Here is a 26,794-nt window from a genome sequence, read left to right on the forward strand (position 1 = left end):
CCGCAGTTGAGCAAAATCAATTCTTATCTAAATTTCAGTGAAGTTTACGTTCATTTTTACCTAATGAAAGATCTGATCGAAGCGTATCTCGCGGCTTACAACCGGATGGACGTAATCGGCATGCTGGACCTGTTACACGACGACGTTGTGTTCGAGAACGTATCGAATACCGATGGCGTTCTGACCATCCACGGCAAAGCCGCTTTCGCTGAACTGGCTCATCGTTCGGTTGAGTTGTTCTCCGAGCGAACGCAGTTGGTACGTTCAATGGTTCTGGGCGACGACGTAGCCGCGGTTGAGGTCGATTACCACGCTACGTTGGCGCATGACCTGTCCGATGCGAAGAAAGCAGGCGATACGCTGGCCATCCGTGGTGTCAGTTTCTTTCGCTTCAAAGACGGTAAAATTTCTCAACTAACCGATTATAGTTAAAAAAGGAGGAGGGAGTAACGGAGAAAGGTTATAAACCAGTTACGTCCTTTCTCCTTCCTCCCTTTCTTCCCCTTTCACCTTTTCCATGCAACCCGTACCTATCAAAACCACCGTTGTCGGCTCGATGCCGTTTCCTGGTTGGCTTGAGTTTTCAAGCCAGAATCTTTCCGCGTTTGGGCCCGCCGACATCAACGAAATGATTGAAGACGCTGTTGTGGCATCCGTGCACGATCAGGTCGCGGCTGGGCTCGATGTCATCACCGACGGCGAACAAACCCGCTTCGATTTCAACCTGTCGTTCTACGGCTACATCAAGGGCATCCAGAACAACGAAACTGAACTTCGTCGATTCGGGCCACCCGCTCACGACCAGCGCGGTAAGCACAACATTGTTGAGCCGCTGACCGCCCCGAGGGGGCTGGGCGTCGTGGAAGAATACCAGCGTCTGAAACGACTGGCACAGGAAGGGCAGGGGCTAAAAGTGTCTATTCCCGGGCCTTATACGCTCAGCGGACGGTTGCTGCCGGGCAATTTTTACAAAGATCGCTGGGAGATAACCGAAGCGCTGCTGCCGTTGGTCAGTAAAGAAATCGCCGATCTGGTGGCGCTGGGCGTTCCCGAAATCTGCGTCGATGAACCGTCGATGAGCTGCTACGCGTACAGGGAGGACACGAAACGCTTTGTCGACATTTTTAACCGGACGGTAGCGCCGGGTGTGGGTAAAACGCGGTTGTCCATGCACCTCTGTTTCGGCAATTACAAAGGCCGCTCGGTCGGCAAGAAGACCATTGCGCCCATGCTCCCCGACTTCCTGGACATGACGGTTGACGAACTTCATTCCGAGATGACCATTCTCAATTTTGCGGAAGTGAACCTGCTGGAAAGATTCGCCGAGAAATTCGACGTAGCGGTGGGGGTCATCGACGTGAAAAGCTACTACATCGAAACACCCGACGACGTAGCCGAACGTATCCGCAAATGCCTGCCTTACGTACCGGCCGACAAACTGGCCGTTGCGCCCGATTGTGGCCTGAGCCAGACCGCCCGCTGGGCCGCGAAGCAAAAGCTGGCCAACATGGTGGCCGGGGCCAGAAAGGTGCGGCAGGAGCTTGGGGTTGTATAGGAGGACCATTCTGAAATTAAGTGATTTAACCCGCTGGTTCTTTAGGCACAGTAAAGGGCAACTATTCTTCTTTACGCAGCTAAGATGCTGTAAGCGGTTTAGCTTGCCTCAGGCATTTCGTTTACAACTTGACGTCAATCACCACATAATTGTACAAATGCGTACTACCGGTTGATGTGCTGATAGATCTGTTGGGTCTATCCACGTCATGGGCAGAATAGGTAGGTGTATATGCTCTGGGTGGTACGTTAAGAATGATGCGTTGAAATAGATAACTGTATGCTCTCCTTTCTTGGATTTGCCACCATTAGTCTTTTCCTGGCGCTTATTATTAGCAAGCGATTGTCGGTCGTTACAGCACTGGTCTTAGTGCCGTTGGTTATGGGGCTTTTGGCCGGATTCAGCCCGAAGGAACTGGGCGAGATGATTCTGGCGGGCATTAAACAGGTAGCCCCCACGGGAATCCTGCTCATGTTCGCGGTCCTCTATTTTGCGACCATGCTTGATGCGGGGCTGTTCGATCCAATCATTGCCGGAATCATCCGGTACGTCAAAGGCGATCCACTCAAGGTAATTGTCGGTACGGCTATTCTGACCATGATCGTCCATCTGGACGGTGACGGTACGGCTACGTTTATGATTGTAATGTCGGCCTTCCTGCCTATCTACAAACAGCTAAAGATCAACCGTCTGGTCTTGTCCGGCATTGTCGCGCTAAGCGTTGGTCCGTTGCATTTGGTTCCCTGGTCGGGCACATCAGCGCGCGCGATTTCGACGCTAAAGACCGACGCTACGCAGTTGTTCAATCCAAATATTCCAGCCATTATTGCCGGCGTCGGCTGGGTACTTTTTGTGGCCTACTGGTTTGGGCAGAAAGAACGAAAACGGCTAGGCATTACCGACCTGACCTATTCGCATCACGAAAATTTAACCGAACAACAGCAGCAGCTACGACGGCCTAAGCTGTTCTGGATCAATGCCCTATTGACAATTGGACTCATTGTTACCCTGATGAAGGGCTGGGTTCCGACGCCTGCCTTATTTGTGGTAGCAGGTGCGGTTGCGCTGTTCATCAATTACCCCAGGCTACCCGATCAGCAAAAGGTACTGCGAAGCCACGGTAACAATATTTTTATGGTGTCGAGTATGATCTTTGCGGCAGGGGTGTTTTCGGGCATCCTGACCGGATCGAAAATGATCGACGCGATGGCAACCTCCCTGGTTTCGCTTATCCCCGAGCAACATGCAGCGTGGTTGCCAACGCTGACAGCGATTACCAGCATGCCCGCCAGTTTGTTGTTTACGCCAGACGCCTATTATTTTGGAGTTGTCCCCATTTTAAGTCAGACCGCTACGCAGTTTGGTATCGATCCGCTCGAAATTGGCCGGGCTGCGTTGCTGGGTCAAATGACCGTTGGTTTTCCGGTCAGTCCCCTTACAGCTTCGACATTCCTGTTGGTTGGCCTGGCCGAAGTTGATCTGGGTGATCATCAGAAATTTATCTTGAAATGGGCCTTCGGAACAACACTGGTGATGACACTGGCCGCGCTGCTCACTGGATCAATTCACCTATAAATGGCGAGGTGCTATGAACAAGAGTATTCGTATTGGCTGCGGAGCCGGTTTTTCCGGCGACCGACTGGAACCGGCGGTTATCCTGACCCAGCAGGGGCAGTTAGACTACCTGGTGCTGGAATGCCTGGCCGAACGAACGATTGCGCTGGCCCAGAAACGGAAGCAGCAAAACCCGGCACTTGGGTACGATCCACTGCTGGAACGTCGTATCGACCGTTTGTTGCCGTCTTTGCTGGCCAACAAGGTTCGTTTGATTACCAACATGGGTGCCGCGAACCCGCTGGCCGCTGCCCAGGTAATCGTCGGCATCGCCAGACGGCTTGCGTTGTCCGTAACTGTAGCTGTTGTAACGGGCGATGACGTAGTTGATCAGTTGACAGGTGATGAGATTTCGCTGGAAATGAGCCAACCTGTACAGGAAGCCGGTCCATTGATTTCTGCAAACGCGTATCTGGGTGCGGACGCTATCCTGCCCGCTTTGGCAACCGGTGCCGACATCATCCTTACCGGGCGCGTGGCTGATCCGTCGCTGTTTGTCGCGCCGATGGTTCACGAGTTTGGCTGGTCGCTGGATGATGCGGATCGTATTGGACAGGCCACGGTCATTGGGCATTTGCTGGAATGTGCGGGCCAGTTGACAGGTGGTTATTTTGCAGACCCCAGCAGAAAAGACATCCCGGACATGGCACATCTGGGCCATCCGTTTGCCGACGTTTCGGCCGATGGAACGGCGGTGTTTAGTAAAGTAGACGGGACAGGTGGATCGTTAAACGTAGCGACGGCCAAAGAGCAGCTTCTGTACGAGGTCATGGACCCAGGCCGGTATTTGACTCCCGACGTAGTAGCCGATTTTACAAAGGTACGTTTGGAGGAAATTGGGCCAAACCAGGTGAAAGCGACGGGTGGACAAGGCCAATCCCGCCCGAGTACGGTAAAAGTGAGTGTTGGGTACAACGCTGGGTTTGTTGGCGAAGGGGAAATTTCTTATGCAGGGTCAAATGCGCTGGGTCGGGCGAAACTGGCCGGAGCGATTATTCAGGAACGATTGCAGGATCGCTTTACGGACCTTCGCATTGATTACATGGGCACTACGTCGGTGCACCGGACTAACTTTGGAGACCATCCGGACCCGTACGAAGTGCGGCTTCGGGTTGCAGGGAAAGCGTCAACCCCTGAGCAGGCGGCTTTAGTGGGCGAAGAGGTCGAAGCGCTTTACACCAATGGGCCAGCGGGTGGTGGTGGTGCCCGAAAATACGTTCATGAAGTGGTCGGTATTGTATCGACACTCCTGGATCGCGATAAAACCAATCCTCAAGTTACGCTCTTTCAGTCATGACCATCAAGCTGTATGACATCGCTCATAGTCGGGCGGGGGACAAAGGCAACACCCTGACGCTATCGCTGATTCCTTACAAACCGGAGGACTACCCGTTATTGTGTGAGAAGGTAACGGCTGATGCTGTTAGCCACCACTTTCGCGATCTGGTACTGGGCGAAATTACGCGGTATGAATTGCCAAACCTGCCTGCTCTACAGTTTGTCTGTCAACAGGCTTTGAGTGGTGGCGTGACTACTTCTCTAACGATCGACACCCACGGTAAAAGTTTGAGTTATGCGCTGCTGGAGATGGTTATCGACAATGATCTCTAGCGAAATAAGCACCAATTAGCATACGCTACTCACAGAGGTGCTTTTGCGTCAAAAGCTCTTTTTCCCGGAGACCCTTTCCGGGCTGATGGTGGATAAGTTGGCAAGAAGATCTCCCCTGTATACATCAGTAAGTTTTATACTTTTTCAGCTTATTAAAGTACTTTATTCTTTACTAAGTTAAGTAACTCCTGATGACAGATATTCTTCAGTTGCTTGTTGACGAGCTTACCGGTTTCCTGGGCATTCACCACTGGATGGAAATGTTTCGCTCCGGTGATTACCAGTCGTTGCTTACCTGGAAGGGGATTCAGGGGGCTCTCTCTCCCCTTATTCCGTTGCTGTTACTGATCGAATTAATTCGGGGTAGCTTATACCGCAACTTTAAGGTGGAAAACTATAAGCTACCCTTTCTGACTTACATCTTCAATCGCTTCGTTTCCCGCTACCTTTCCATCAGTGCAGTCGCTTATTGCATTGCCTTATTTGAAGAACACGCCTTGTTGAAGACTACCCTCACCTGGTACTGGTTTCTCTACGGGTACGTAGTGTGGGAACTAGCTCACTTTGTCTATCATTATTTAGGGCATAAAGTGCGGTTGTTGTGGTGCCTACATGCTACGCACCACGCCCCGGAAGACATGAATCTTTCGGTTACCTATGCTCACTTTTTCCTGGAGGCTCCCTATGCCGATGTCATTCGGACCACCATTTGCCTCTTACTCGGGGTGAACCCTCCGCTTTTGTTTCTCATCATGTTCATTGATGGGACCTGGGGCTCCTTTATCCATGTGGGAGAAAACCTCTTGAAAGACGGACGACTGGGCTTTCTCAACGGCATCCTGCTAACCCCTTCTCACCACCGGGTGCACCATGCGAAGAACCCGCTTTACATGGACACTAACTTTTGTAATTTACTACCTATTTGGGACAAAGCATTCGGTACGTTACAAACCGAAGAAAAAGAGCTCCCCATTGAATATGGCATATCCCGTCAGATCAGGCGCGGGCATTTTGGGGATGCCTATTTTGGAGAGTTTTATGCTTTATTCAACGATATAAGGCGGGCACCGGGCTTGAAAAATAAGCTTCTATACGTAGTTATGCCGCCTGGCTGGAGTCATACAGGCGATCACAAAACAGCGAAAGTGGTTCGTCACAATTATCGTCAACAAGCCACCGGCGAACCCGTGGCTCAAGTAAGCTAAGTTTACATAAGCTGGCCCTTCCAACAGCCAGTGTATGTAGGCCATACGCGGCTGAGAAACTGTATTTTCTGCTTCGGAAGGGGGCTACGTTGCCATACATACGATTGACCAACGCTAAATGCCTTTTTGCTGGCTTCTGATTGACTCATACCTTCCTGATGGGCTCGAAAGGTACGCTATCAGTCAGGTAGTCATCCGGTAAGTTACTCTTCTGATTTCTTGCTGGTTCTCTGTAGCTTAAACGCCCTATTGAAGAATCAAATACGTGAACGCTCCCTTCCGATGATGCAGTAGTCGGACTATGGGTCAGTCACTATTTTCACACTTTAACAGAGCTATCTTATTACCGCTTCGTTTAGTAGGTTTTCGTAAACTATGCTTTATTTAGAAACATAAAACATTACAAAAGGGATATTCTATGTGCAAAAAATACAAATACGTACTGCCGTTTATTGTTTTATCCGGATTACAACTAGGTGGCCTCACCGTTTTTGCACAGGGTCCGGGCCCGGGACAACGGATACCCCTCCCGCCCATACCTATAAAAGGCGATACGACCCATACCCTATCCAGGCACTTCACACCGGCCTCTGCCGCCAAAAAAACACCGGATGCCAAGGGGTTTATTCAACGCTGGCTGGTGCTGGAACCGGTAAAAAAAGACATTGTCAGGAATAACATATTCACGGACAACTACCTCAGAACAACCTTTTCAGCCGACAATTTTTCCCCTGATTACACCGCCGTTCCCCGAAATGGCGAAACGGTAAACGTCGGAAACCAGGACCTGAAGTGGTATGCGCTGGACAGCAAAACCTTCAACGTTAATTTATATCATTTTACCTACGCCCTTAATAAGCCCAAATACGGAATACTTGTCTGGCTTGTCACGGTCATCGATTCCCCCGAAGAAATCAAAAACGTAAGAATGGCCGCTGGCTGTAACTCCGGCAGCATGTGGTGGCTGAATGGTCAGGAAGCCTTGCTGCTTTCCGGCGATAGGGATATGATTGCCGATAATGGTACCTCAGCGCGCTTAACGCTCAAGAAGGGCAGGAACATCATCCGTGGGGCAGTCATAAACGGACCGGGTATGGCTAATTTCTGTGTTCGTTTTATAGATGAAAAAGGATCGCCCGTAAAAAACCTCAGTATTAGCTACGAATAAGTAAATGAGCGAATTAGTGAATGAGTGAATGACCTGGATTACCTCTGCTGGTCACTCAATTCAGTTTACGCTAGTTAAACCACCATTGTACATGAAACGCATGAACATATCCTGCCTGACAACCGTATTCGCTTTACTGATAACCCAAACCGTACTAGCGCAGGTCGGAAGACCCTTTATCCATGATCCCTCAACCGTCACGGAATGCGACGGCAAATATTACACATTCGGCACAGGCGGTGGCGGATTGATTTCCAACGATGGCTGGACATGGTACGGTGGCGGGGTGAGACCGGGTGGGGGCGCAGCTCCTGATGTCATCAAAATTGGGGATCGCTACCTGGTCATCTATGGAGCAACCGGTGGTTCGCCCAGCCACAAAGGAGCGATTCTGACCATGTGGAATAAGACACTGGACCCAAAGTCTCCTGATTTCAAGTACTCTGAACCGGTTGTCGTGGCTACGTCGGATGGCTATGAAGAGAACGACGCCATTGACCCCGGTGTCATGCTAGATCCCACTACCGGACGCCTTTGGCTAACCTACGGCACCTATTTTGGCTACACTCGCCTGATTGAATTGGACCCCAAAACCGGAAAGCTCAAGGCAGGGAATAAACCCGTGGATGTCGCCATCGTATGCGAAGCCAGTACGTTGGTCTACCGCGACGGTTGGTACTACCTGCTTGCCACGCATGGCAGTTGTTGTGATGGGGCCAACTCGACCTACAATGTGGTGGTGGGTCGTTCCAAAAAAATAACCGGCCCTTACCTCGATAATGTAGGCAGAAGCATGCTGGAAGGTGGCGGTAAACTGGTGGTGGCTACCCGTGGCGGGTTAATAGGTCCCGGACATTTCGGGCACATTATGCTTGAGAACGGCGTTGAAAAAATGTCCATCCATTATGAAGCTGATTTAGAGCAGGGTGGCCGTAGCGTGTTGGGCATACTGCCGGTAGTTTGGAAAGATGGATGGCCGGTTGCGGGCGAAAAGTTTAAAGAAGGCACGTATGAAATTGAATCCGTACGAAGAGGATATGCCTTGGAGCTGGCCGTTGATTTTACACGAATGCCTGTTGTACGGGGATTCGGTCAGCCCAACAATGACCCCATAAAGCCCGTTCCGGCTCAGCAACTAGCCGATGTCGTGAAAAACTGGCCGACCGGGAATATTCAGCTACGCATAGGCGACTACATGTCCCGTCCCCACCAACAATGGACGATTACGGATGCGCCTGACAGCACCGGGTATTTAGGTGGCCCCTATTATAAAATTGTCCTGGCCGGAACCGATCGGGCCTTGGCTGCCACGGCCGATGCCGAAGTCATCACCGTACCGGCCTTTACCGGCGCACCCGAACAGTTATGGCGCATCGATCAATTGACGGATGGCACCTACCGAATACTGCCTAAGATCGTACCGAATTCAGGAAAGAAGCTAGCGCTGGTATCCTCCGGAGACAGCACACCGACCCTGGCAGAATTTGATTTTAACAGCGATAATTCCAAATGGAATTTCAGGGCTCACTAAGACGACTATTCATTACACCGTTGATGCTGTGAGGCAAGCTTGAGTGGCATAGCCTAACCCTTGATATTCTGGATAGATAAAATAGCCAATATGACCGGCGTACTTAGTAATCCAATCAGTGTTTCCTAATCGAAGGGTAATTTCACCAACCGGGCTGTCATGTTCAATCAGGATGGTAAAGGTGAGCGCCGGGACCCAGCCTTTATGGGCATCACCGGCTGATTTAACCGGTTTGCCTAACTTTATGGACATTATTCAGCGTTGTATCATTAAGATAATTCCTGCTGTAAGGCATCCGTCAACTGGCACCGTTCGCTTTGTAGCTTCCCTACATTCTGATTCAGTTGCATGCGCGTTACGGCATTGTCGAAGTGCTCGCCATAGGCGGCTCGCAGTTCCTTTCGCTTCATAGCTTCCAGAAAACGCCGGACATCTTCGGTCGTTTCGAGCAGGAGCGGTGGGACTTCCGTGGGTTTGCCGTTGTCGTCCTTGGCAACCATCGTGAAGTACGACGTATTGGTGTGCTTGACCGTTCCCAGCTTCACGTTTTCAGCAATCACTTTAATACCTACAACCAGCGACGTCCGGCCGACGTAATTGACCGACGCCAACAACGACACCAGATCGCCGACATCGACCGGTTGCCGGAAATTGACGCCATCGACGGAGACCGTCACGCAGTATTCACCGGCATGTTTGGAGGCACAGGCATACGCGGCTTTGTCCATCAGGGACAGAAGAATACCACCGTGAATTTTGCCGCCGAAATTGGCGTACGACGGAATCATCAATTCGGTGAGCGTGGTACGGGAGGCACTGACGGGCTTGGCAGATAGTGACATAGGAGAGGGTGGGAGACAAAGAAAAAGCACCGCCATGGAAGCTGACGATGCTTTAATCACAACTAATCAAGGTAAGCTCGTTATACGGCGAAACTTTCACCGCAACCGCAGGTACGGGTGGCGTTGGGGTTCTTGAACTGGAAACCCTTGCCGTTCAACCCGTCCGAAAAGTCGAGTTCTGTACCGGCAAGATACAGCAGACTTTTGCGGTCCACCAAAATTTTAATGCCTTTATCTTCAACGACGTGGTCAGTTGGTTGCTGCGTCGCATCGAACTGAAGGTCGTACATCAGACCAGAGCAACCTCCGCCCTGAACGGCTACGCGGATGGCAAACTCATCGGTCAGTCCGTCCTTCTGGCGAAGTTCAACAATTTTATCTTTAGCGATTTCTGAGACAGTAACCATAGTCGTATTTGAATCCTAACGAACGCGAATCGGCGCTAATCTATTAACTTTCCGCCGAACGGAAAAGTTCTTTTCAACCTATGCTTACCAACGTCGAACACATTGGCATTGCTGTCCGCGACCTGGCCGCATCCAACGAATTATTTACCAAACTGCTCAACGTAGGGCCCTACAAATCCGAAGCTGTCGAGTCGGAGGGTGTGACGACGTCGTTTTTCAAGGTTAGTCAGACCAAGATCGAACTTCTTGAAGCAACCAACCCCGACAGCCCGATTGCGAAGTTTCTGGACAAGAAAGGCGAAGGAATTCACCATATTGCGTTTGAAGTCGACGACATCCGGGCCGAGATGGAGCGCCTGAAAGGGGAGGGGTTTACCGTCCTGAACGAAATCCCCAAACGCGGAGCCGACAACAAGCTCGTCTGCTTCCTGCACCCAAAAGGCACGAACGGGGTGCTGGTGGAGTTGTGTCAGGAAATAAGGGAGTAAGGGGAGAAAAGGAGGAGAGGAGGAGAGGAGGAAAGGAGTAGGAGGGTATAAGTAATAAAAGAGAAGGAATATGCTGAAGCGCGTTTCGATACAAAATTTCAAGAGCCTGAAAGACGTCACGCTCGACCTGCAAAAGGTGAATCTGCTCATCGGGCCTAACAACTCGGGGAAGACGAATTTTTTGAAGGCGCTGGAGTTCTTTGACTTTTCGGTGTTACAAGATTACGTAGCAGCCGAGCGACAGGCAAGTAATGTTCGATTCATGCGTTCAGCCAGTTCAATGTGCCTTGAACTAACGTTTCAACGTGAAGATGAAGAGTTAGTATTCTTGAGAAGATTTAATTTCGAAAATACCGTAGATGTTAAGTCCTCCCAACGAAATTTGAAGAAAGGACTTGAAGTGACTAAAAATGATGAAGGATACCCTGATGTACTTTTTTTGCGTCGCCAGCTTAACTCTTTAAGAATATACCGACCTGATCCTAATAAGCTCACTCAGCCTGGACCAGTAGGGGCCGGTATAGAAACAGTTAACGCTGATGCCTCTAACTTGGTTGGATTTTTAGACCAAATGCTGGGCAAGTATAGGAGAACAGTATTCAGTCGTATTGAAGATGATTTGCATACTTGTATTTCCGAATTCGATGAAATTAAGTTAGAAGACGCAAAGCCTACTGATGAACTTAGAAAACTGGTTGGTGATAAATCTTTTAAGCGTTTTGGGCTAAGTAATAGTAGTCAGGGAGCGACTTATTGGGCCGATGAACTATCCGAAGGAACCCTGTATTTTCTTGCTCTTCTCTGTATTATCCATCAACCCAACCCGCCCAAGCTCCTGCTTCTTGAAGAACCTGAAAAAGGTATTCACCCGCGCCGAATTCGAGAGGTGATGGATTTTATATTTCAGTTGGCCGAGCAGAAAGATATTCAGGTTATTTTGACGACACACAACGAAAATGTGCTGAACGAATTTACGTCAATGCCGGAAGCTGTTTTTGTTTTTGAGAAGGATGAGGAAGGAGTAACTCGCGTTAAGAACTTGTTGAAAGATATTATTGAACCCTCCCACCAACTGAGCCGAGAGACAGGTACGAAAGAAATAGATTTTGCTAGCAACTTAGGTGAAAACTGGATGTATGGTCTGTTAGGCGGTGTTCCTCAAGAGAATATATGAAGCAATCCTTAGAATATACCCTTGTTGCCGAGGGTTTTGCTGAGTACTCGTTTATTCCAGTTTATCTAAAGCGTATAGCAAGTGCAAGAGGATTACAAGTCAAGCGCAGTAGTTTAGATTTATTGAAGAAGCAACCCAGTAAGTCGAAAGTGATTCAGGAAGCTGAAGACTTGTGTTTACGGGCGCTCCGTGACGAGCAGCAAGCGTTTTGTATTGTGGGCGTTGACTTGGATGGCCCCGACCACACTGATGAACAGGAAAAGTATACAATGGAATGTGACAACCTAAAGAAAGCTTTGGGAAGCGCTCACAAACGTTACGAGCAGCAAATTGTAATTTACGTCACCATTCAAGCCATTGAACACTGGTTGTTTTACCAACTACATCAGATAAAATCGATTGACAAACCGGTAAAAGATAGTATTGAAAAGCAGCCGCAAGCCAAATTGAAGAAGCTGTTATACAACGGCCGAGAAGATAGAAGACAAATGGAATCGGTTGCCCGGAGCATTGCTGAGAAAGCAGACTTCGACGAATTAGCCAAACAATCCCGCAGCTTTAACCATTTTCATAAACAGATAACCGCCTTTCTCAACGAGTACAACAAAACGTAGCCATGAAATACTACAATAACATCATAGAAACCATTGGCGATACGCCGTTAGTCAAGCTCAATAAAGTCACGAAGGGGATTCCGGGTACGATCCTGGCTAAGGTTGAATACTTTAACCCTGGTAATTCTGTCAAAGACCGTATCGCCATCCGGATGATTGAGGACGCCGAGAAAGACGGCCGGCTCAAACCGGGTGGCACCATCATCGAAGGCACCAGCGGCAACACCGGCTTTGGTCTGGCCCTGGCGGCAATCGGAAAAGGCTACAAGTGCATCTTCACCATGGCCGACAAGCAGTCGAAGGAGAAGATCGATATTCTAAGGGCCGTGGGCGCGGAGGTGATCGTTTGCCCGACCAACGTAGCGCCAGAAGACCCACGTTCGTACTACTCGGTGGCGAAGCGGCTGAACCAGGAAATTCCCAATTCATTGTACCCGAACCAGTACGATAACCTGTCGAATACGGCCGCACACTACGATACGACTGGCCCCGAAATCTGGCGCGACACCGAAGGGAAGATTACGCACTTCGCGGCTTCGGTTGGGACTGGTGGCACCATCAGTGGTACGGCGAAGTACCTGAAAGAGCAAAACCCGAACATCGTTACGGTAGGACTGGATACCTACGGCTCGGTGTTCAAGAAATACAAGGAAACCGGCATCTTCGATCCCAACGAAATCTACCCGTACCTGACGGAAGGTATTGGTGAAGACATTCTGCCGCAGAACGTCGACTTCGATGTAATTGACCACTTTATCAAAGTCACCGATAAGGACGCGGCTATCATGACCCGTCGACTGTCGCGCGAGGAGGGCTTGTTTGTCGGTTGGTCGTGCGGAACGGCCGTACACGGCGCGCTGGAATACGCCCGCGAACACCTCAAGGAAGACGACGTGATGGTGATCATCCTGCCCGACCACGGCACGCGCTACCTGGCTAAAATCTACAACGATACGTGGATGAAGGATCACGGCTTCCTGGAAGACCGCGCGTTCAAGACCGCCCGCGATATCGTCCATGCCAAGAACGGTCAGGCGAAACTTACTACCATTGAAACGGGTGTTACGGTGAGCCAGGCTATTCAAACCCTGAACCGGAATGGTATTTCGCAGATTCCGGTCACGGATGATTCCGGTCACATCGTCGGCAGCCTGACCGACTCAACGGTGCTCAGCCGATTGATTGAAGACCCGGCCATTAAAGACCAGCCCGTTAGCGAGGTGATGGATAAACCGTTCAAATTCGTGGGGCTGGACAACACCGTCGACGTATTGTCGTCGCTGATCGACCGGGAGAACAAGGCGCTGCTGGTTCGTGATGAGACACAGCAGGTACACATCATTACGCAGGCCGACCTGCTGGCTGCGATGACGAATTGATTGTGAGGGAGGAAAGGAGGAAGGAATTTGCGGTGTTACCATGCTCCTCTCCTCCCTTTCTCCTTTCCTCCTTTCCTCCTCTCCTCCTCCTTATCTCCTATTATCTTCCCCCTCTATCATACTCAGGTAGCTCATATAGCGGGTTTCGGCAATGTCGCCTTCGCCGACGGCATCTTTCACAGCGCAGCCGGGTTCGTTCAGGTGCAGGCAGTTGTGGAAACGGCACTGATTCAGGCGGTCGCGCATTTCGGGGAAATAATGGCTGATTTCCTCTTTTTCCATATCGGCCAGCCCTAATTCCTTAATCCCCGGCGTATCGATGATGTACGTATCCGGAGCCAGCTCGAACATCTCGGCGAAGGTGGTCGTGTGAACACCCTTGTTGGCAAAGGTCGATACTTCGCTGGTACGGAGGTTCAGGTTCGGCGCAATCGCATTCACCAGCGACGACTTTCCAACGCCCGAGTGACCCGACAGCAGCGTAATCTTATGATCGAGCAGTTGCCGGAACGCATCGACGCCCTGGCCTTCCGTAGCCGACGTAGCTAAACATTCGTAGCCGATGCTTTCGTACAGGGTCATAATTTCCTGCTGATACGCCAGTCCCTCGTCGCTCAGGATGTCGGTTTTGTTAAACACCAGCGTCGTGGGGATACGAAACGACTCGGCCGTTACCAGAAAGCGGTCAATGAAGCCCAGTGATGTTCGGGGCAAAGCCAGCGTGACCAGCATGACTGCCTGGTCGATGTTGGCCGCCAGAATATGGCCATGCGCCGTTTTGTGCACCGACTGCCGGATGATGTAGTTTTCCCGCGGTTCAATATCGGTGATAACGGCCGTGTTTTCGGTTTCATCCTCGACCTCAAACTGAACACGGTCGCCCACGGCAATCGGGTTGGTGACCTTCAGGCCTTTGATTTTAAATTTTCCTTTCAGCCGTCCCTGGTAAATATGGCCGTCGGAGTTGCGGACATCGTACCACGAGCCGGTGGAGCGTATAACTAAGCCTTTCTGCATGTTTGGATTAAACGCAGAGAACACAGAGGTTGACGCAGAGAGACAGAGAAAACTTCTGCGCGCTCTGCGCTAGTCTCTGTGTTCTCTGCGTTTAAGAATGTTTTCTACAACCTCCATAACCTTAGCTGTTGCGCCAATGTTCCGCTCGACGTAATAGCGGGCTTTCCACGACGCTGAGTTGTAATACGCCGAATCGTCGTACAGGCGCGTGAAGCAACGGGTCAGCTCGGCTGCGTTGTTGACGGGAAAGGCGGCCTCGTTACGTACCAGGTCAACGGCTTCCTGAAACCGCTTGTAATTAGGGCCAAAAAACACCGGCGATCCGAACGTGGCTGCTTCCAGAATGTTGTGCAGCCCTTTACCAAACGCCCCACCGACGTAGGCAAACTCCCCGTACTGGTACAGCGACGATAACATGCCAATGTTGTCGATCAGCAACACATCGTAGGATTCAAGCGTTGACAGATCAAACGTTGGTGACTGGGCTTCAGAGTAGCGTATGGATTTGTTCTTCAGTTGATTACGCCAGCGTTCGATTTCCTCATCATTGATTTCGTGCGGGGCAATAATCACCTTCAGCGGTTTTCCGAACTGGTTGATAACGGGTATCAATACGTCCATGTCGGCTTGCCAGGCGCTGCCAATCACCCAAAGAGGGTGCGGCATGTCGTTTCCATTCGCCTTGAACGCAGCAGCCAGGGCAATGTCTTTTTTGGCATCCGCAACCTGCTTTACCCGGTCGAAGCGCGTGTCGCCAGCCAGCGTTACCCTGGTTATCCCAATCGATTTCAGCAATTCTACCGACTCTCCGTTCTGAACAAGAACTTGGTCGAAGTAGGTGAGCAGGTTACGGTAAAAACCGCCGTACGGTTTAAAAAATAGCTGCCTGGCGCGGAAAATTGCCGAAAAGGAAATAATTGGTACGTCGGCGGCTTTTAGTTCACGCAGGTAGTTGTACCAGAATTCATACTTGATAAAAAACGCGATACGGGGTTTCACCAGCGCCACAAATTGCCGGGCATTAGCGGGGGTGTCGGTCGGGAGGTAACAGATGTAATCCGCTCCGCTGTAGTTTTTGCGCACCTCGTAACCCGATGGGGAAAAGAACGTTAGCAGAATCCTGTACGTCGGAAATCGTTGTCGAAACGCTTCAATAACCGGGCGTCCCTGTTCAAACTCGCCCAGCGAAGCTGCGTGGAACCACGCAATGGGCGCGGTGTTACCCGCGAGCTTATTTCTCAGTTGGTCGGGCCAGTCTCGCCGGCCTGCCACCATCAGCCGTGCTTTCTCATGAAAGGGAGCCGCCAGCCGAAGCACCGTCTGGTAGGCATGAATCGACGCGTTATACAAGGTAGACAGCAAGTGCACGGGCTTTTGATTACTTTTGCAAAGCTACAAACTCACCCACAATCTGCGAGTATCATGCAAACCTACGACACAGTGACCGAAGCACTCGACGACCTTCGTCGGCAGGGCTTCACCCGTGACTACAATTTGCACACTAACCACCTGAAGTGCCAGCAGGATGGTGTGGAGTTACCTCCCGACCAGTTTGAAATTCTCAATGTATTTCGGTTCGAAGGCATGACTGATCCCGGCGATGAAACCATCATATACGCGCTCGAAGAGAAAAATGGCCAGCGCGGTACCCTCGTAAATGCCTATGGACCCTACTCCGACGACATGTCGGCCGAGATGGTACAGAAGCTACACGTACACAATGGATAATCTGAACTTTTTCTAATCAGAAAGCCTTCTTAAGCAGTATTGTAATAGTATACCAATGAACTGGAATAAACTAACGAGCGAAGAGCAGTTAGACGGCATAAGGCACGAATCGGCGCAGCATCCGGTGCTGATTTTTAAACACAGTACAACATGCTCAATCAGCGCTATGGCGCTCAGCCGTATGGAGCGCAACTGGAACGAACAGGCGGGGATTAAGCCGTATTATCTTGATCTGCAAGCTAACCGTTCGGTTTCTAACAAAATTGCCAATGAATTTGGTGTTGAACACGAATCACCGCAGGTACTGCTGATTCGTAACGGTGAATGTGTTTATGATGCTTCGCACATGGCCATTTCATTCGATGGCCTGCGGCAGGCGGTTTAGTTCTTAAAAGGAGTAAAGCCGGAAGGGAGGGAAGGAGAAAGGAAAACCAGTTGGGTAATTCCTTCTCCTTCCCTCCCTTCCGGCTTTACTCCTTCAGTGTGATCTTAGCGCGGTGGCAGACACCCCCAACAGGTGGATTGAACTTAGAGACACTTACTTCCACAGATTCAACGTCTGCGTACTTCTGGCGTATCTCGTCAATAATGCTGTGAGCAATGTGCTCAAGCAACCGCGCCGGCCGTTGCATAACCGAAGCGGTAATCCGGTATAATTCTTCGTAATTGACCGTAGCGCTCAGGCGGTCACGCCTGGCTGCTTCCGAGAAGTCGGTCGTCACGACGATATCGACCGAGTACTTATTACCAATTTTCTGTTCTTCGTCGTAGAAACCGTGGTAAGCGAAAAATTCGAGACCTTCTAACGTAATTGTTCCCATTCGTACCGTAGCCGGGTCGGCCTTTCGGTAGAAAACCCGTCCGATGATGCGCGGGTTCGCTTCCGCATTACTTAAATCTGGTCAAAAAACGACCCGCCCTTCTTTACCTCCGATTCCTGAGCAACTGGTTCCGGCTTCTCTTCTTCGGCCATGGTCGGCTGGGTTTCGTACACGCCATTTGACGTAGCTTCTATGGGTACGGCTGTCTCGGCCTGCGCCGTTTCTGCCTCGATGTCAGCGTTGACATGATCCCCCGATTCAATTTCTTCCGACTGTTCGATGGCTTCGTCCACCTTTTCCATCAGTGGCTCATCCGTCGGGATGGCCTCCGGTACAAATTCAGTCCGGTCGGTGAGTGGGGGCAATTCCGCTGCCTCGTGGTTTGGTTCCGAGACCTGCGCCACAGGAACGTCGTCGGCTGGTTGACTCTCGTCGTGTTGTTTTATTTCTTCCTCGATTTGCGCGGTTACCTCATCGATTTTGCCTTTCAGGTTGTGTTTGGCAAACTTCTTCTCGAAGCGATCAACACTATCAATGGCGTTGCCGGCCAGCGTCCGAATCTGCACCGACAGATTTTCCTTATATTTTTCGAGGGCCTGAAAATCGTGTTCCAGGGCTTTCAGATCATTCAGAATATTATCTTTCAGGTAGCGGGCCTGATTTTCGGCGTCCTGCACCATCAGGGCGGAACGTTTGCGGGCTTCGGCCAGAATATCGTCAGCTTTCTGACGGGCTTCAGCCAGGTATTGTTCAGCGGCTTTGTTGGCCTGATCGGTAATCTGCGTACTGGTATCTTCGGCGGTCTTGAGCGTGCGGAACAGCGTCATCTCCACCTCTTTCAGCTTGTTCAGTTCCTTTTCGGCTATTTCAAGCTGCATCTTCATCATTTTATGATCGCCGATCACGCGTTCCCATTCCTGGGACAACGAGACCAGAAAGGCGTCTACATCCTCGGGTTTGTATCCGCGCAAACCTTTCTCAAACGTATGCTGCCGTATTTCGATGGGCGTGATTTTCATCGGTGCGCTTAGGTTTTGGGTAATGCTGAATTGTCTGTTAAAAGTGAAGTAACGCCCATTATATGGATTTAGCAAAAATTAGCAAGAAAAATCTACTATTTTGTCCGGTTAAGTGAGTTTTAGGTTACCTGCCAGACCGAAATGGTTCGATCGTCGCTGGCTGATATTAACTCAGATTCGTAGTTTGTCCAGAGCAGTTTATTAACCGATGTGCCGTGTCCGGCATGGCGTGCGCGGTCGACGACCTTCAGGAGCCGGAACGTATCAGCATCCCAGATTTTGATGGATTTGTCCATACTGGCCGTAGCCAGCAGACTACCGTCCGGGCTAAACGTCAGGTGGTTGATCGCGAACATATGCGCTACAATGTCGTGCCGGAGTATGTACTCATTTTCGGCGTCCCACACCTTCAGATGGGCATCCCGTCCGGCCGTCAGCAGGAACCGAAAATCCGGGGAGTAACTGACGGTAAAAACCGAATTGGTGTGGGCCGCAATGACTCGTTTCAGTTCGTACGTTTCCAGATCGTAGATGCGTACGGCATGGTCGCTGTAGCCAACGGCCAGTTCCCGTTCAACAGGATTGAGGGCCAGGCTCCGCGCCGACTTGTCCGACGATTTCAGGTATTTTCGGACAACCACCCGCTCGGTATCCAGTATCACAACCACACCGTCGGAAAGGGCCACGAACGTATCGTTTTTGTAAAACGCGATGTCGAAGATGGCGGCTGTGGTCAGTTTAATCGACGCAACTTCCTGCTTTTGGGCCGGATCAATCAGGTGAAGGCCCTCATAGTTCTGCCCGACCCATAGCAGACCGCTGGGCGTGTGGAAGGCAATGGCGTATACCGAAGCGGGCACCCGCGCAACCAGTTCGCCCTGGTCCGGGCGGTCGAGTTGCCACCGTACCACCAGCCCATCCGCGCCGGAGGAGAAAAACTGCTCCGGCTGTGGGCCTTTATCGAGGGTGTACACACAGTCGCGGTGACCACCAAACGTATCAAGTTTCTGAACGACCAAACGCTAAACAGGCTGTGATTCCGGCCGTAGGTAGCGGGTTACCGACAACCGGACGTCATTACTAATGAACTTACCGCTAATTTTACGGCAAAAGTAAAGAAAATGCCCCTGTCCACGAATTTACCGCTCAACGACGAGTGCATGGCCGTTTTATGGACCATCACCGAAGATGAGCCGATGTTGCGAACAAACCTGACCATCACTACGTCCGAACTGGAAGAACTGGAAACCATCCGGCATCCGGCGCAGCGTGTGGAGTGGCTGGCCTGCCGCGTGGCGATTCGCGATCTGGTCGAAGCGCAGGGCGTACCGTATCAGGGGCTGGTCAAAGATGAATACGGAAAGCCGCATCTGATCAATCTGCCGTGGCACGTATCCCTTTCACATACGACCGGCTGGGGGGCTGCGGTGCTGCATCGGTCGCGGCCGGTAGGGATCGATATTGAGCCGGTGCGGGATCAGTTTACGCGGGTAGTGCCCCGGGTGCTGTCGGAGGCCGAAATCAGTCATGCCGCCGGAGAAGCCGGTCGGCTGGCGGTGTACTGGTGCGCCAAGGAAGCGCTCTACAAGCTGTATGGAAAACGGCAGCTCACGTTTCGCGAACACCTGCACGTAGAACCTTTTGCCGACGGGGCCGATCAACTGATCGGGCACGTCCGGCTTCCCGATCACGAAGCCCAGTTGACCATCCGTTGCTTCAACACCGGGCCGGGCCTGCTGGCTATAGCGTATTAAAAAAAGCCCGAACGATATCGTTCGGGCCAGTCGTTAGCGTTGGGTATAATCCGAAAGCGGCAGTCCGTCGCCTTCATCCTTCACCGCTTCCAGAATTCGCTCTACCTCGCGGACACGCTCCGTATCGCCGTTTTTCTCAAACGCCAGCGTCAGGTTGCGCAGCACACGCCGGACAATATCGGCATTTGTGCAGGGCTGGTAGAACGTATCGAGATGCTTGAGGTTGAGCTGGTCGATGTACTGATCGATGTCCTTTTTTGAAAAAATCAGCCCCCGGTTAAATACGTTGATGTAGAACTGAACCCCGTTGTTGTCTTTGTACGTCAGCACAAACAGGTTCGGCAGGTTCACCCCGAAGATGGGCAGGTTCAGCCGCTTGGCAATCAGCATATAAATAACACAGAGCGCAATGGGATTACCCCGGCGGGTTTCCAGCACCTGGTTAATCATCGAGTTGGCTGGTGAATGAAAATGCTTGGTGTTCGGAGCAAACTTAAGTTTGGTAAAGAAGGCGTTGTTCATGGCCTTGACCTGATCGAGCGGGTGCATATCCGGCTTGATGTCGAGCCACACGTCGTAATACAATTGCTCCAAATCCTGCTGTAACTTTTCCAGCGACAGGTCGGGGTACTGATACGTAGCTACGATCCACAGGCCTTCGAGTAGGTCCATCGCGCCCCCGTTTTTCCAGGTTCGCATCCGTTCCAGTACCGATTCGTACTGCAGGTCATGAATAAGTTCTTCGATTCGTTTCTGGAAGTCAGGATTAAAACTGCTCTCCCACTCAGTCTCCAGCAGGGGGATCATCTGACCGCCCATTTGCCGGATGCGCTGCTCGACGTGCTCCACCACTTCCTTGTCCTCGTCGTCTAAGAGCGAGATGAGCGCTTTTAATTCGTTGTCGTTCATGCGTTTTTATGGATGATCCGGGTGACCCCAGGATAAATACTACTTTTGGAAACCTCCTGAATATACTACTTTTGTCGGGTTTCAAAGCCTGCTACTCAAAAGTAACAACAAAAATTTTATAAAAAACGATTTGAATCCAACAGGCAATCTCCCCAAAATCCTGGTTACCGGTGGTGCGGGTTTCATTGGTTCCCACACGGTCGTTTCGCTGGTAGAGGCCGGTTTTGAGCCGGTTATCGTTGACAACTTCTCCAATTCTGAACGTGGTGTGCTCGATGGTCTGCGGGGTATTCTGGGACGCGACGTTATCGCCTACGAAGCGGATTGCAACGACGCCGGCGCTATGGAAGACATCTTCCAGAAAGAAGCGTTTATCGGTGTTATTCACTTTGCGGCTTTCAAGGCGGTGGGTGAGTCGGTTCAGCAGCCGCTGAAGTACTACCGCAACAACATTGATTCGCTGCTGTTGCTGCTCGAACTGATGCCGAAATACAAGGTGCATAACCTGGTGTTTTCGTCGTCATGCACCGTGTACGGACAACCTGAGCACTTGCCTGTTACGGAAGAAACGCCCCGGTTGCCGGCGCAGTCGCCCTATGGTAACACCAAGGCCATTTGTGAGGACATTATCCGGGACGCCGTGCGGTCGCAAGTACCGGTCAAATCCATTGCACTGCGGTATTTCAACCCAATTGGCGCCCATCCGTCCGGATTGATCGGGGAACTGCCACGGGGGGTACCAGGCAACCTGGTGCCGTTCATTACGCAGACAGCCGCTGGCCTGCGCGACCAGCTCACCGTGTTCGGGAATGACTACGATACGCCCGACGGCACCTGTGTCCGGGATTTTATTCACGTCATGGATCTGGCGGAGGCCCACGTGCAGGCCCTTCGCAAACTCAACGAAACGAACGCCGACGCGTACTATGATGTGTTTAATATCGGAACCGGCCGGGGCGAAACCGTACTGGAGGTGATCAATACGTTTGAGCGTGAAACGGGCGTTTCGGTCAATTATACCATCGGTCCGCGACGGGCGGGCGATGTGGAAAAGATTTACGCCGACGTTACGAAAGCAACGCGCTCACTTGGCTGGGAGGCTAGTCGGTCGCTGGCTGATTCGCTGCGGGATGCGTGGCGCTGGCAGCAGAAATTAGGGCAGGAAGTTTGATGTTTACAGTCAGAAGTTTGACGTCAGTTCACCTCAAGCTTCAAACCATAATACCATGAAAACCATTCTCATCACCGGCGGTGCCGGCTTCATCGGATCGCATGTGGTCCGGCTGTTCGTTACCAAGTATCCTGAATATCGGATCTATAACCTCGATAAACTGACCTACGCCGGTAACCTGGCGAACCTGTCGGACATCGAAGACGCTCCCAACTATACGTTCATCAAAGGGGATATTACCGACGCGAAGTTTCTGGAAGACCTGTTCGCGGAGGTACCCGTCGACGGGGTGATCCACCTGGCGGCCGAATCACACGTTGACCGGTCTATCACCGATCCGATGGCGTTTGTAATGACGAACGTAGTAGGCACGGTGAATCTGCTCAACGCGGCCAAGAATTCGTGGGTAGCAAATGGATTTGACGGCAAGCGGTTCTATCACGTATCAACCGACGAGGTATACGGATCGCTGCACAACCCTGAGGAATTCTTTACGGAAGAAACGCCGTATGATCCGCAGTCGCCGTATTCGGCGTCCAAGGCCGCTTCCGACCACTTCGTACGGGCCTATGGCAATACGTATAAAATGCCAGTGGTACTCTCGAACTGTTCGAATAACTACGGTCCGAACCACTTCCCCGAAAAGTTGATTCCGCTGATGATCCATAACATCCGGAACAATAAGCCCCTGCCGGTTTATGGCAAAGGCGAGAACGTTCGGGACTGGCTCTACGTAGTCGATCACGCCCGGGCTATCGATACGATCTTCCACAACGGCAAACTGGGCGAAACCTACAACATCGGCGGGTTCAACGAGTGGCGGAATATCGACCTGGTCAATCTGCTGTGCTCGATCATGGACCGCAAGCTGGGTCGGCCGGAAGGGACTTCTGCCCAACTGATCACTTACGTAACCGATCGTGCCGGCCACGACCTCCGCTACGCCATCGACGCCCACAAGATCATGAACGAACTCGGCTGGGAACCGTCGCTGCAATTTGAAGAAGGCTTGGAGAAGACCGTCGACTGGTTCCTCAACAACCAGGAATGGCTCGACAACGTAACCTCGGGCAACTATCAGTCTTATTACGAATCCATGTACGCAAACCGATAATTGCAAGGGGCGAAGGGTATAGGGCTGGGGGTGTATCCTATGCCCTATGCCCTTCGCCCCTTGCCCTATGCATTATTATGAAAGGTATCATCCTCGCCGGAGGCTCCGGCACCCGACTTCATCCGCTGACGCTGGCCGTATCGAAGCAGTTAATGCCAGTGTACGATAAGCCGATGATTTATTACCCACTGTCGATTCTGATGTTGGCCGGTATCCGGGACATCCTGATTATCTCAACCCCCCACGATCTGCCGCATTTCGAAAAGCTGCTCGGCGACGGCTCCCGCATTGGTTGCCAGTTCAGCTACGCCGTACAACCCAGCCCGGATGGTCTGGCGCAGGCATTTATCATCGGCGAAGAGTTTGTCGGCAACGATAAGGTAGCGCTGGTGCTGGGCGACAACATCTTCTACGGCTCCGGCCTGTCAAAACTGCTGCAATCCAACAACGACCCGGATGGGGGCGTCGTATTCGCTTATCAGGTACAGGACCCCGAGCGCTACGGCGTTGTTGAGTTTGACGGTGGCTTCAAGGTATTGTCCATTGAAGAGAAACCGGCCAACCCAAAGTCGAACTATGCGGTGCCGGGTTTGTACTTCTACGACAACGAAGTCGTCGACATCGCCAAAAATATTCAGCCATCACCCCGGGGCGAACTGGAGATCACGGACGTAAACCGGGTGTATCTGGAACAAGGCAAGCTAAAAGTTGGGGTACTTGACCGCGGTACGGCCTGGCTCGACACCGGTACGTTCGCGTCGCTGATGCAGGCTGGCCAGTTCGTGCAGGTGATTGAAGAGCGGCAGGGGCTTAAAATCGGCTGTATTGAAGAGATTGCTTACCGTATGAAATTCATAAATGCCGAGCAACTGGAGGCCGTAGCGCGCCCGCTGGTAAAGAGTGGATACGGTCAGTATCTGCTGAATATACTAAAGTAGCTGACTGGTGGAGTTGGTATAATACGGCACCACCTGATTGTGCATATTGGCCCGGAAGTTCTGATTCCGGGCTTTTTTATGGTCTACAGATTCGTGATCGAATCATCGTAAAACAACGATGACTTGCCAATCAGATTGTCGGCAAGCCATTCGCAACCTAACCTATTTATTGAAAAGCAAAATTTAGTAAGAAGTAAAGCTGGGCTTATGTTTAACCGGCTGTGGCTACCAGATTAGTACGGGTCCACAACGGGCGGAGTTGGCTGATAAACTGAACGGCCTGGGAGCACGAAGTCAGGGGTGGCAGAAAACGGCAACGTTCCATCGGGCCGTCTTCCCGCACATGTTGACTCAGGTAACCGGCCACCCGGGTAACGAACGCGGGAATGAGCCGCGCCTGTGCAATGGGCTGACTGCTGTGAGACCGCGGACTTTGTAAGCCATCGGTCAGGATCAGGTGTGGTTTATCCTGCGTTAAGGTCAGGTGTTCGAGCAGTTCGTCGTACGTACTGAAGAAATATAGGACGCAGTCGGGGGCGGTGCGGCTGAAGGCCCGTAGCAGTAAAAGTTGCGTGTCTTCCTCCACGCCGATCACGTAAATTAAATAGGGCTTAGTCATAGTAAGGTTGGGTTTACAGGAATAAGGCATCAATGAACGAGATTCTAACTATTTGTACTGAATAAAGCAACGACCAACCGCCGGTGCAGTTGGTCGCTCGCCCGCTCCATTTTCAATGATGTGCATGTCGAGCGAAAAGCTGCCCTTAACAAAATTGGTAATATCTGCTTAAAATGAAGGATTTTACTGCTTAGAAAAATATTAGAAAGGGAACGGGCTGGATCAGAACTCACTATGTTGTCTCGGTAAATCAAACGAAGATCGGACTTGGCGCAAATAATGGGTGCATTATGGATAGCTTGTGTACTTAGGGTTGCACTAAATTTTCTTACATTTAGTGCAACCCTAAGCTCATTTGTTTAACCCTTCTAACCATATAAGTTATGAAAGCCTGCATCACAGTTTGGTTGTTACTTACGGCTATTGGTACGGGCCTTTCACAACCGGTTGGCGTTGTCGCTATCGAAGATCCACAATTTGATGCCCAGTTTTCAAAACGGAAAATACCCCAAGTCACCGGTAAACTCCTCCACATAAGCCCACAGGAAATAAAGGAAACCACCATCAAATATACGCTCGTTACACTTTTAGGACAGAAAACGAAAACCGCTCACTTAGCAGCGGACGGAAGCTTTCAACTGGAACTGGACTATCCGTTGCCTTACCAGCAGATCTGGGTACATTTCGGCGAACTGTTTTATACCGGTCTCTACGCCAACAAACAGCTCTATGTCGAGTTAGACGTCACCAAACTAAAAGCAGCCGGAAAGGAGCTTGCTTTTAAAGCAGACGGGGTTCGGTACCTAGGCGAAGATGGGCCACTAAACGAGTACATGAATGAGTACATCCTCTTCAAACGGGCCGACCAGCTGGCCCTTTCTTCTCGCATACAGCAGATTCCCCAGTCTAAACACCCAGTGGCCAGCGAAGTGCTTGCTACTTTAACCCCTGTTTTCGATTCGATGAAAACGATTCAGGCTGAGTTTGCCGCTACTCATCCGTCTCCCTACGCCTGGCTACTGGAGAATGAGCGCCTGTCCGAGTTTTATAGCCAGCTTTGTCTTCATCACTGGGGGCATCCGATGGAACCGGCTCTTTTCGATCAGATTAAGGCGCATAAGACCTATCTAGTATCCAATAGCAGTATGTTATTTCGCCTATACCTGTCCACTTATTTCCGCCAGCTTCCCGCCGATCGAGTGACGGTCAGTTGGCAGGACGTTGCTCGTTTGCCTGATCTTACAGAGGAGGAAAAGGCCGTCCTTGATTCCTTACGGAGTACGGAACCGATTTCGCCCGCTCGTGCCCAGTGGGCCAAACAGTTGAGGCCAAGAATGGAAGAGGTGTTCCAGAATCAGAGGGTTGCCCGAGGTATTCATTGGCTGGATAGTCTCTATTCCCCCTCTAGGGCCGACATCATGAAGTTGCAGTTGAACGATAGTAAGGATATTGCCGAACAGAAAGCGGCCCTGGAACAAATCCTGCCCAGTATGTCTACTAATTGGTGTAAGGTAGTAGCCCAAAAAGAATATGATCATGCTGTTGAGCAGCTAGCCTCGGTGAACAGGGCACTGGCCGCTTCGGGAAATTCACCCACCGCAGCCAGTTTCGGCAGCCCTTTACAACAAACTGATTTTGGGGCAACGTTGTATAAGCTCTCCGGAATGAGCGGGGCGGATTTTTTAGCCAAACTCAAGCAGAGTTTCGAAGGCAAGGCCATCGTCCTTGACCGGTGGGCTACCTGGTGCGCGCCCTGCTTACAAGAAATGCCACATAGTAAACAGTTGCAGCAGGACGCCAAAGAGTTGCCAGTAGTCTTTGTATACATTTGCACAGCCCGAGGTTCAGACGAGGACAAGTGGAAGCGAAAAGTAGCTGAGTTAAAACTGCCTGGCATTCATATCTTTATTGATGAAGCTCTGGATGCGAAACTGGGGGAGATGTTCTCTTTCAGGGGTTACCCAGGGTATGCCTTCATCGATCAAAAGGGGGTCTATAAGCCAGGAGCTATCACCAGGATATCAGCGATAAGAGACAGTACTGCCCTGGCAGCACTGCTAGAGTAAGCGGGTGAAGAAAAGATTTCTATTTTACAGCTTAGCCTACTCAATCCTTA

Annotated in this window: 29 protein-coding genes; 19 read left to right on the forward strand and 10 right to left on the reverse strand. The window is 51.1% G+C overall.

The features are described from left to right. The first annotated feature begins 63 nt into the window (after positions 1–63). From BN8_RS01240 to BN8_RS01275, 8 genes are all read left to right on the forward strand, one after another. Positions 64–432 (forward strand): nuclear transport factor 2 family protein, encoded by a 369-nt coding sequence (locus BN8_RS01240; protein ID WP_009279948.1) that lies wholly within the window; start codon positions 64–66, stop codon positions 430–432. Between the two features lie 85 nt (positions 433–517). After that, a complete protein-coding gene (locus BN8_RS01245; protein ID WP_009279949.1) occupies positions 518–1,555 on the forward strand; it encodes a methionine synthase in 1,038 nt (345 codons plus the stop codon). A 279-nt stretch (positions 1,556–1,834) separates the two neighbouring features. Next, positions 1,835–3,130 (forward strand): CitMHS family transporter, encoded by a 1,296-nt coding sequence (locus BN8_RS01250; protein WP_009279950.1) that lies wholly within the window; start codon positions 1,835–1,837, stop codon positions 3,128–3,130. Positions 3,131–3,143: 13 nt separating this feature from the next. Continuing rightward, the gene (locus tag BN8_RS01255) at positions 3,144–4,466 is read left to right on the forward strand and encodes an acyclic terpene utilization AtuA family protein (RefSeq protein ID WP_009279951.1); all 1,323 of its coding nucleotides are present in this window, start codon (positions 3,144–3,146) and stop codon (positions 4,464–4,466) included. Beyond that, positions 4,463–4,780 (forward strand): AtuA-related protein, encoded by a 318-nt coding sequence (locus BN8_RS01260; protein WP_009279952.1) that lies wholly within the window; start codon positions 4,463–4,465, stop codon positions 4,778–4,780. The genes BN8_RS01255 and BN8_RS01260 overlap by 4 nt, the downstream gene beginning before the upstream one ends. 191 nt (positions 4,781–4,971) lie before the next feature. Beyond that, on the forward strand, positions 4,972–5,985 hold the full coding sequence (locus BN8_RS01265; RefSeq protein ID WP_009279953.1) for a sterol desaturase family protein: 1,014 nt from the start codon (positions 4,972–4,974) through the stop codon (positions 5,983–5,985). A 418-nt stretch (positions 5,986–6,403) separates the two neighbouring features. Further along, positions 6,404–7,153, forward strand: coding sequence for a hypothetical protein (locus tag BN8_RS01270; protein WP_009279954.1), 750 nt, complete (start codon positions 6,404–6,406; stop codon positions 7,151–7,153). 91 nt (positions 7,154–7,244) lie between these two features. Next, positions 7,245–8,684 carry a family 43 glycosylhydrolase gene (locus tag BN8_RS01275; protein WP_051040977.1) on the forward strand — a complete coding sequence of 480 codons (1,440 nt, stop codon included), beginning with the start codon at positions 7,245–7,247 and terminating at the stop codon, positions 8,682–8,684. Positions 8,685–8,696: 12 nt separating this feature from the next. On the opposite strand, the gene BN8_RS01280 is transcribed toward BN8_RS01275, so the two are convergent. From BN8_RS01280 to BN8_RS01290, 3 genes are all read right to left on the reverse strand, one after another. Further along, positions 8,697–8,936: a GNAT family N-acetyltransferase gene (locus BN8_RS01280; RefSeq protein ID WP_051040978.1), complete on the reverse strand. Its 240-nt coding sequence runs from the start codon at positions 8,934–8,936 to the stop codon at positions 8,697–8,699. 17 nt (positions 8,937–8,953) lie between these two features. Next, entirely contained in the window at positions 8,954–9,526 is a 573-nt protein-coding gene (locus tag BN8_RS01285) for an acyl-CoA thioesterase (protein WP_040005219.1), read from the reverse strand. A gap of 80 nt (positions 9,527–9,606) precedes the next feature. Next, positions 9,607–9,933: a HesB/IscA family protein gene (locus BN8_RS01290; protein WP_009279957.1), complete on the reverse strand. Its 327-nt coding sequence runs from the start codon at positions 9,931–9,933 to the stop codon at positions 9,607–9,609. An 80-nt stretch (positions 9,934–10,013) separates the two neighbouring features. Here BN8_RS01290 and mce point away from each other — a divergent pair, with 80 nt between their 5' ends. The 4 genes from mce to BN8_RS01310 all read left to right on the forward strand — a co-directional run bounded on the left by mce (position 10,014) and on the right by BN8_RS01310 (position 13,588). After that, positions 10,014–10,421, forward strand: a complete 408-nt coding sequence (gene mce / locus BN8_RS01295) for a methylmalonyl-CoA epimerase (RefSeq protein ID WP_009279958.1) — start codon at positions 10,014–10,016, stop codon at positions 10,419–10,421. A 70-nt stretch (positions 10,422–10,491) separates the two neighbouring features. Next, positions 10,492–11,595 (forward strand): AAA family ATPase, encoded by a 1,104-nt coding sequence (locus BN8_RS01300; RefSeq protein ID WP_009279959.1) that lies wholly within the window; start codon positions 10,492–10,494, stop codon positions 11,593–11,595. Further along, the gene (locus BN8_RS01305; protein ID WP_009279960.1) at positions 11,592–12,209 is read left to right on the forward strand and encodes a DUF4276 family protein; all 618 of its coding nucleotides are present in this window, start codon (positions 11,592–11,594) and stop codon (positions 12,207–12,209) included. Before BN8_RS01300 ends, BN8_RS01305 begins: the two co-directional genes overlap by 4 nt. Before the next feature lie 2 nt (positions 12,210–12,211). Beyond that, positions 12,212–13,588 (forward strand): cystathionine beta-synthase, encoded by a 1,377-nt coding sequence (locus BN8_RS01310; protein ID WP_009279961.1) that lies wholly within the window; start codon positions 12,212–12,214, stop codon positions 13,586–13,588. A gap of 90 nt (positions 13,589–13,678) precedes the next feature. On the opposite strand, the gene rsgA is transcribed toward BN8_RS01310, so the two are convergent. Together rsgA and BN8_RS01320 are read right to left on the reverse strand one after the other, a co-directional pair. Beyond that, complete coding sequence (gene rsgA, locus BN8_RS01315) at positions 13,679–14,605, reverse strand: ribosome small subunit-dependent GTPase A (protein WP_009279962.1); 927 nt, start codon at positions 14,603–14,605, stop codon at positions 13,679–13,681. Positions 14,606–14,674: 69 nt separating this feature from the next. Beyond that, positions 14,675–15,967, reverse strand: coding sequence for a 3-deoxy-D-manno-octulosonic acid transferase (locus tag BN8_RS01320; RefSeq protein WP_040005220.1), 1,293 nt, complete (start codon positions 15,965–15,967; stop codon positions 14,675–14,677). Between the two features lie 60 nt (positions 15,968–16,027). On the opposite strand from BN8_RS01320, the gene BN8_RS01325 reads away from it, so the two are divergent. Together BN8_RS01325 and ytxJ are read left to right on the forward strand one after the other, a co-directional pair. After that, complete coding sequence (locus BN8_RS01325; RefSeq protein ID WP_051040979.1) at positions 16,028–16,333, forward strand: hypothetical protein; 306 nt, start codon at positions 16,028–16,030, stop codon at positions 16,331–16,333. Between the two features lie 55 nt (positions 16,334–16,388). Beyond that, positions 16,389–16,718: a bacillithiol system redox-active protein YtxJ gene (gene ytxJ / locus BN8_RS01330; protein ID WP_009279965.1), complete on the forward strand. Its 330-nt coding sequence runs from the start codon at positions 16,389–16,391 to the stop codon at positions 16,716–16,718. An 85-nt stretch (positions 16,719–16,803) separates the two neighbouring features. Here the strand turns inward: ytxJ and folB are convergent, their stop codons facing one another. From folB to BN8_RS01345, 3 genes are all read right to left on the reverse strand, one after another. After that, positions 16,804–17,154, reverse strand: coding sequence for a dihydroneopterin aldolase (folB, locus tag BN8_RS01335; protein WP_009279966.1), 351 nt, complete (start codon positions 17,152–17,154; stop codon positions 16,804–16,806). Positions 17,155–17,225: 71 nt separating this feature from the next. Beyond that, positions 17,226–18,173, reverse strand: coding sequence for a DivIVA domain-containing protein (locus tag BN8_RS01340; protein ID WP_009279967.1), 948 nt, complete (start codon positions 18,171–18,173; stop codon positions 17,226–17,228). Between the two features lie 119 nt (positions 18,174–18,292). Continuing rightward, a complete protein-coding gene (locus BN8_RS01345) occupies positions 18,293–19,192 on the reverse strand; it encodes a WD40 repeat domain-containing protein (protein WP_009279968.1) in 900 nt (299 codons plus the stop codon). A 102-nt stretch (positions 19,193–19,294) separates the two neighbouring features. Here BN8_RS01345 and BN8_RS01350 point away from each other — a divergent pair, with 102 nt between their 5' ends. Then, the gene (locus BN8_RS01350; RefSeq protein WP_009279969.1) at positions 19,295–19,927 is read left to right on the forward strand and encodes a 4'-phosphopantetheinyl transferase family protein; all 633 of its coding nucleotides are present in this window, start codon (positions 19,295–19,297) and stop codon (positions 19,925–19,927) included. Between the two features lie 33 nt (positions 19,928–19,960). Here BN8_RS01350 and BN8_RS01355 read toward each other — a convergent pair whose 3' ends face one another. After that, positions 19,961–20,836, reverse strand: a complete 876-nt coding sequence (locus tag BN8_RS01355; RefSeq protein WP_009279970.1) for a transglutaminase-like domain-containing protein — start codon at positions 20,834–20,836, stop codon at positions 19,961–19,963. Positions 20,837–20,966: 130 nt separating this feature from the next. On the opposite strand from BN8_RS01355, the gene galE reads away from it, so the two are divergent. The 3 genes from galE to rfbA all read left to right on the forward strand — a co-directional run bounded on the left by galE (position 20,967) and on the right by rfbA (position 24,059). Further along, on the forward strand, positions 20,967–22,007 hold the full coding sequence (gene galE / locus BN8_RS01360; protein WP_009279971.1) for a UDP-glucose 4-epimerase GalE: 1,041 nt from the start codon (positions 20,967–20,969) through the stop codon (positions 22,005–22,007). Positions 22,008–22,062: 55 nt separating this feature from the next. Continuing rightward, positions 22,063–23,121, forward strand: coding sequence for a dTDP-glucose 4,6-dehydratase (gene rfbB / locus BN8_RS01365; RefSeq protein WP_009279972.1), 1,059 nt, complete (start codon positions 22,063–22,065; stop codon positions 23,119–23,121). Positions 23,122–23,198: 77 nt separating this feature from the next. After that, complete coding sequence (rfbA, locus tag BN8_RS01370; RefSeq protein ID WP_040005221.1) at positions 23,199–24,059, forward strand: glucose-1-phosphate thymidylyltransferase RfbA; 861 nt, start codon at positions 23,199–23,201, stop codon at positions 24,057–24,059. Between the two features lie 211 nt (positions 24,060–24,270). Here the strand turns inward: rfbA and BN8_RS01375 are convergent, their stop codons facing one another. Continuing rightward, positions 24,271–24,678 (reverse strand): hypothetical protein, encoded by a 408-nt coding sequence (locus BN8_RS01375; protein ID WP_040005222.1) that lies wholly within the window; start codon positions 24,676–24,678, stop codon positions 24,271–24,273. 383 nt (positions 24,679–25,061) lie between these two features. On the opposite strand from BN8_RS01375, the gene BN8_RS01380 reads away from it, so the two are divergent. After that, the gene (locus tag BN8_RS01380) at positions 25,062–26,744 is read left to right on the forward strand and encodes a TlpA family protein disulfide reductase (protein ID WP_009279975.1); all 1,683 of its coding nucleotides are present in this window, start codon (positions 25,062–25,064) and stop codon (positions 26,742–26,744) included. Positions 26,745–26,794: the final 50 nt, after the last annotated feature.

Source organism: Fibrisoma limi BUZ 3 (assembly GCF_000296815.2).
Taxonomy (GTDB): Bacteria; Bacteroidota; Bacteroidia; order Cytophagales; family Spirosomataceae; genus Fibrisoma; species Fibrisoma limi.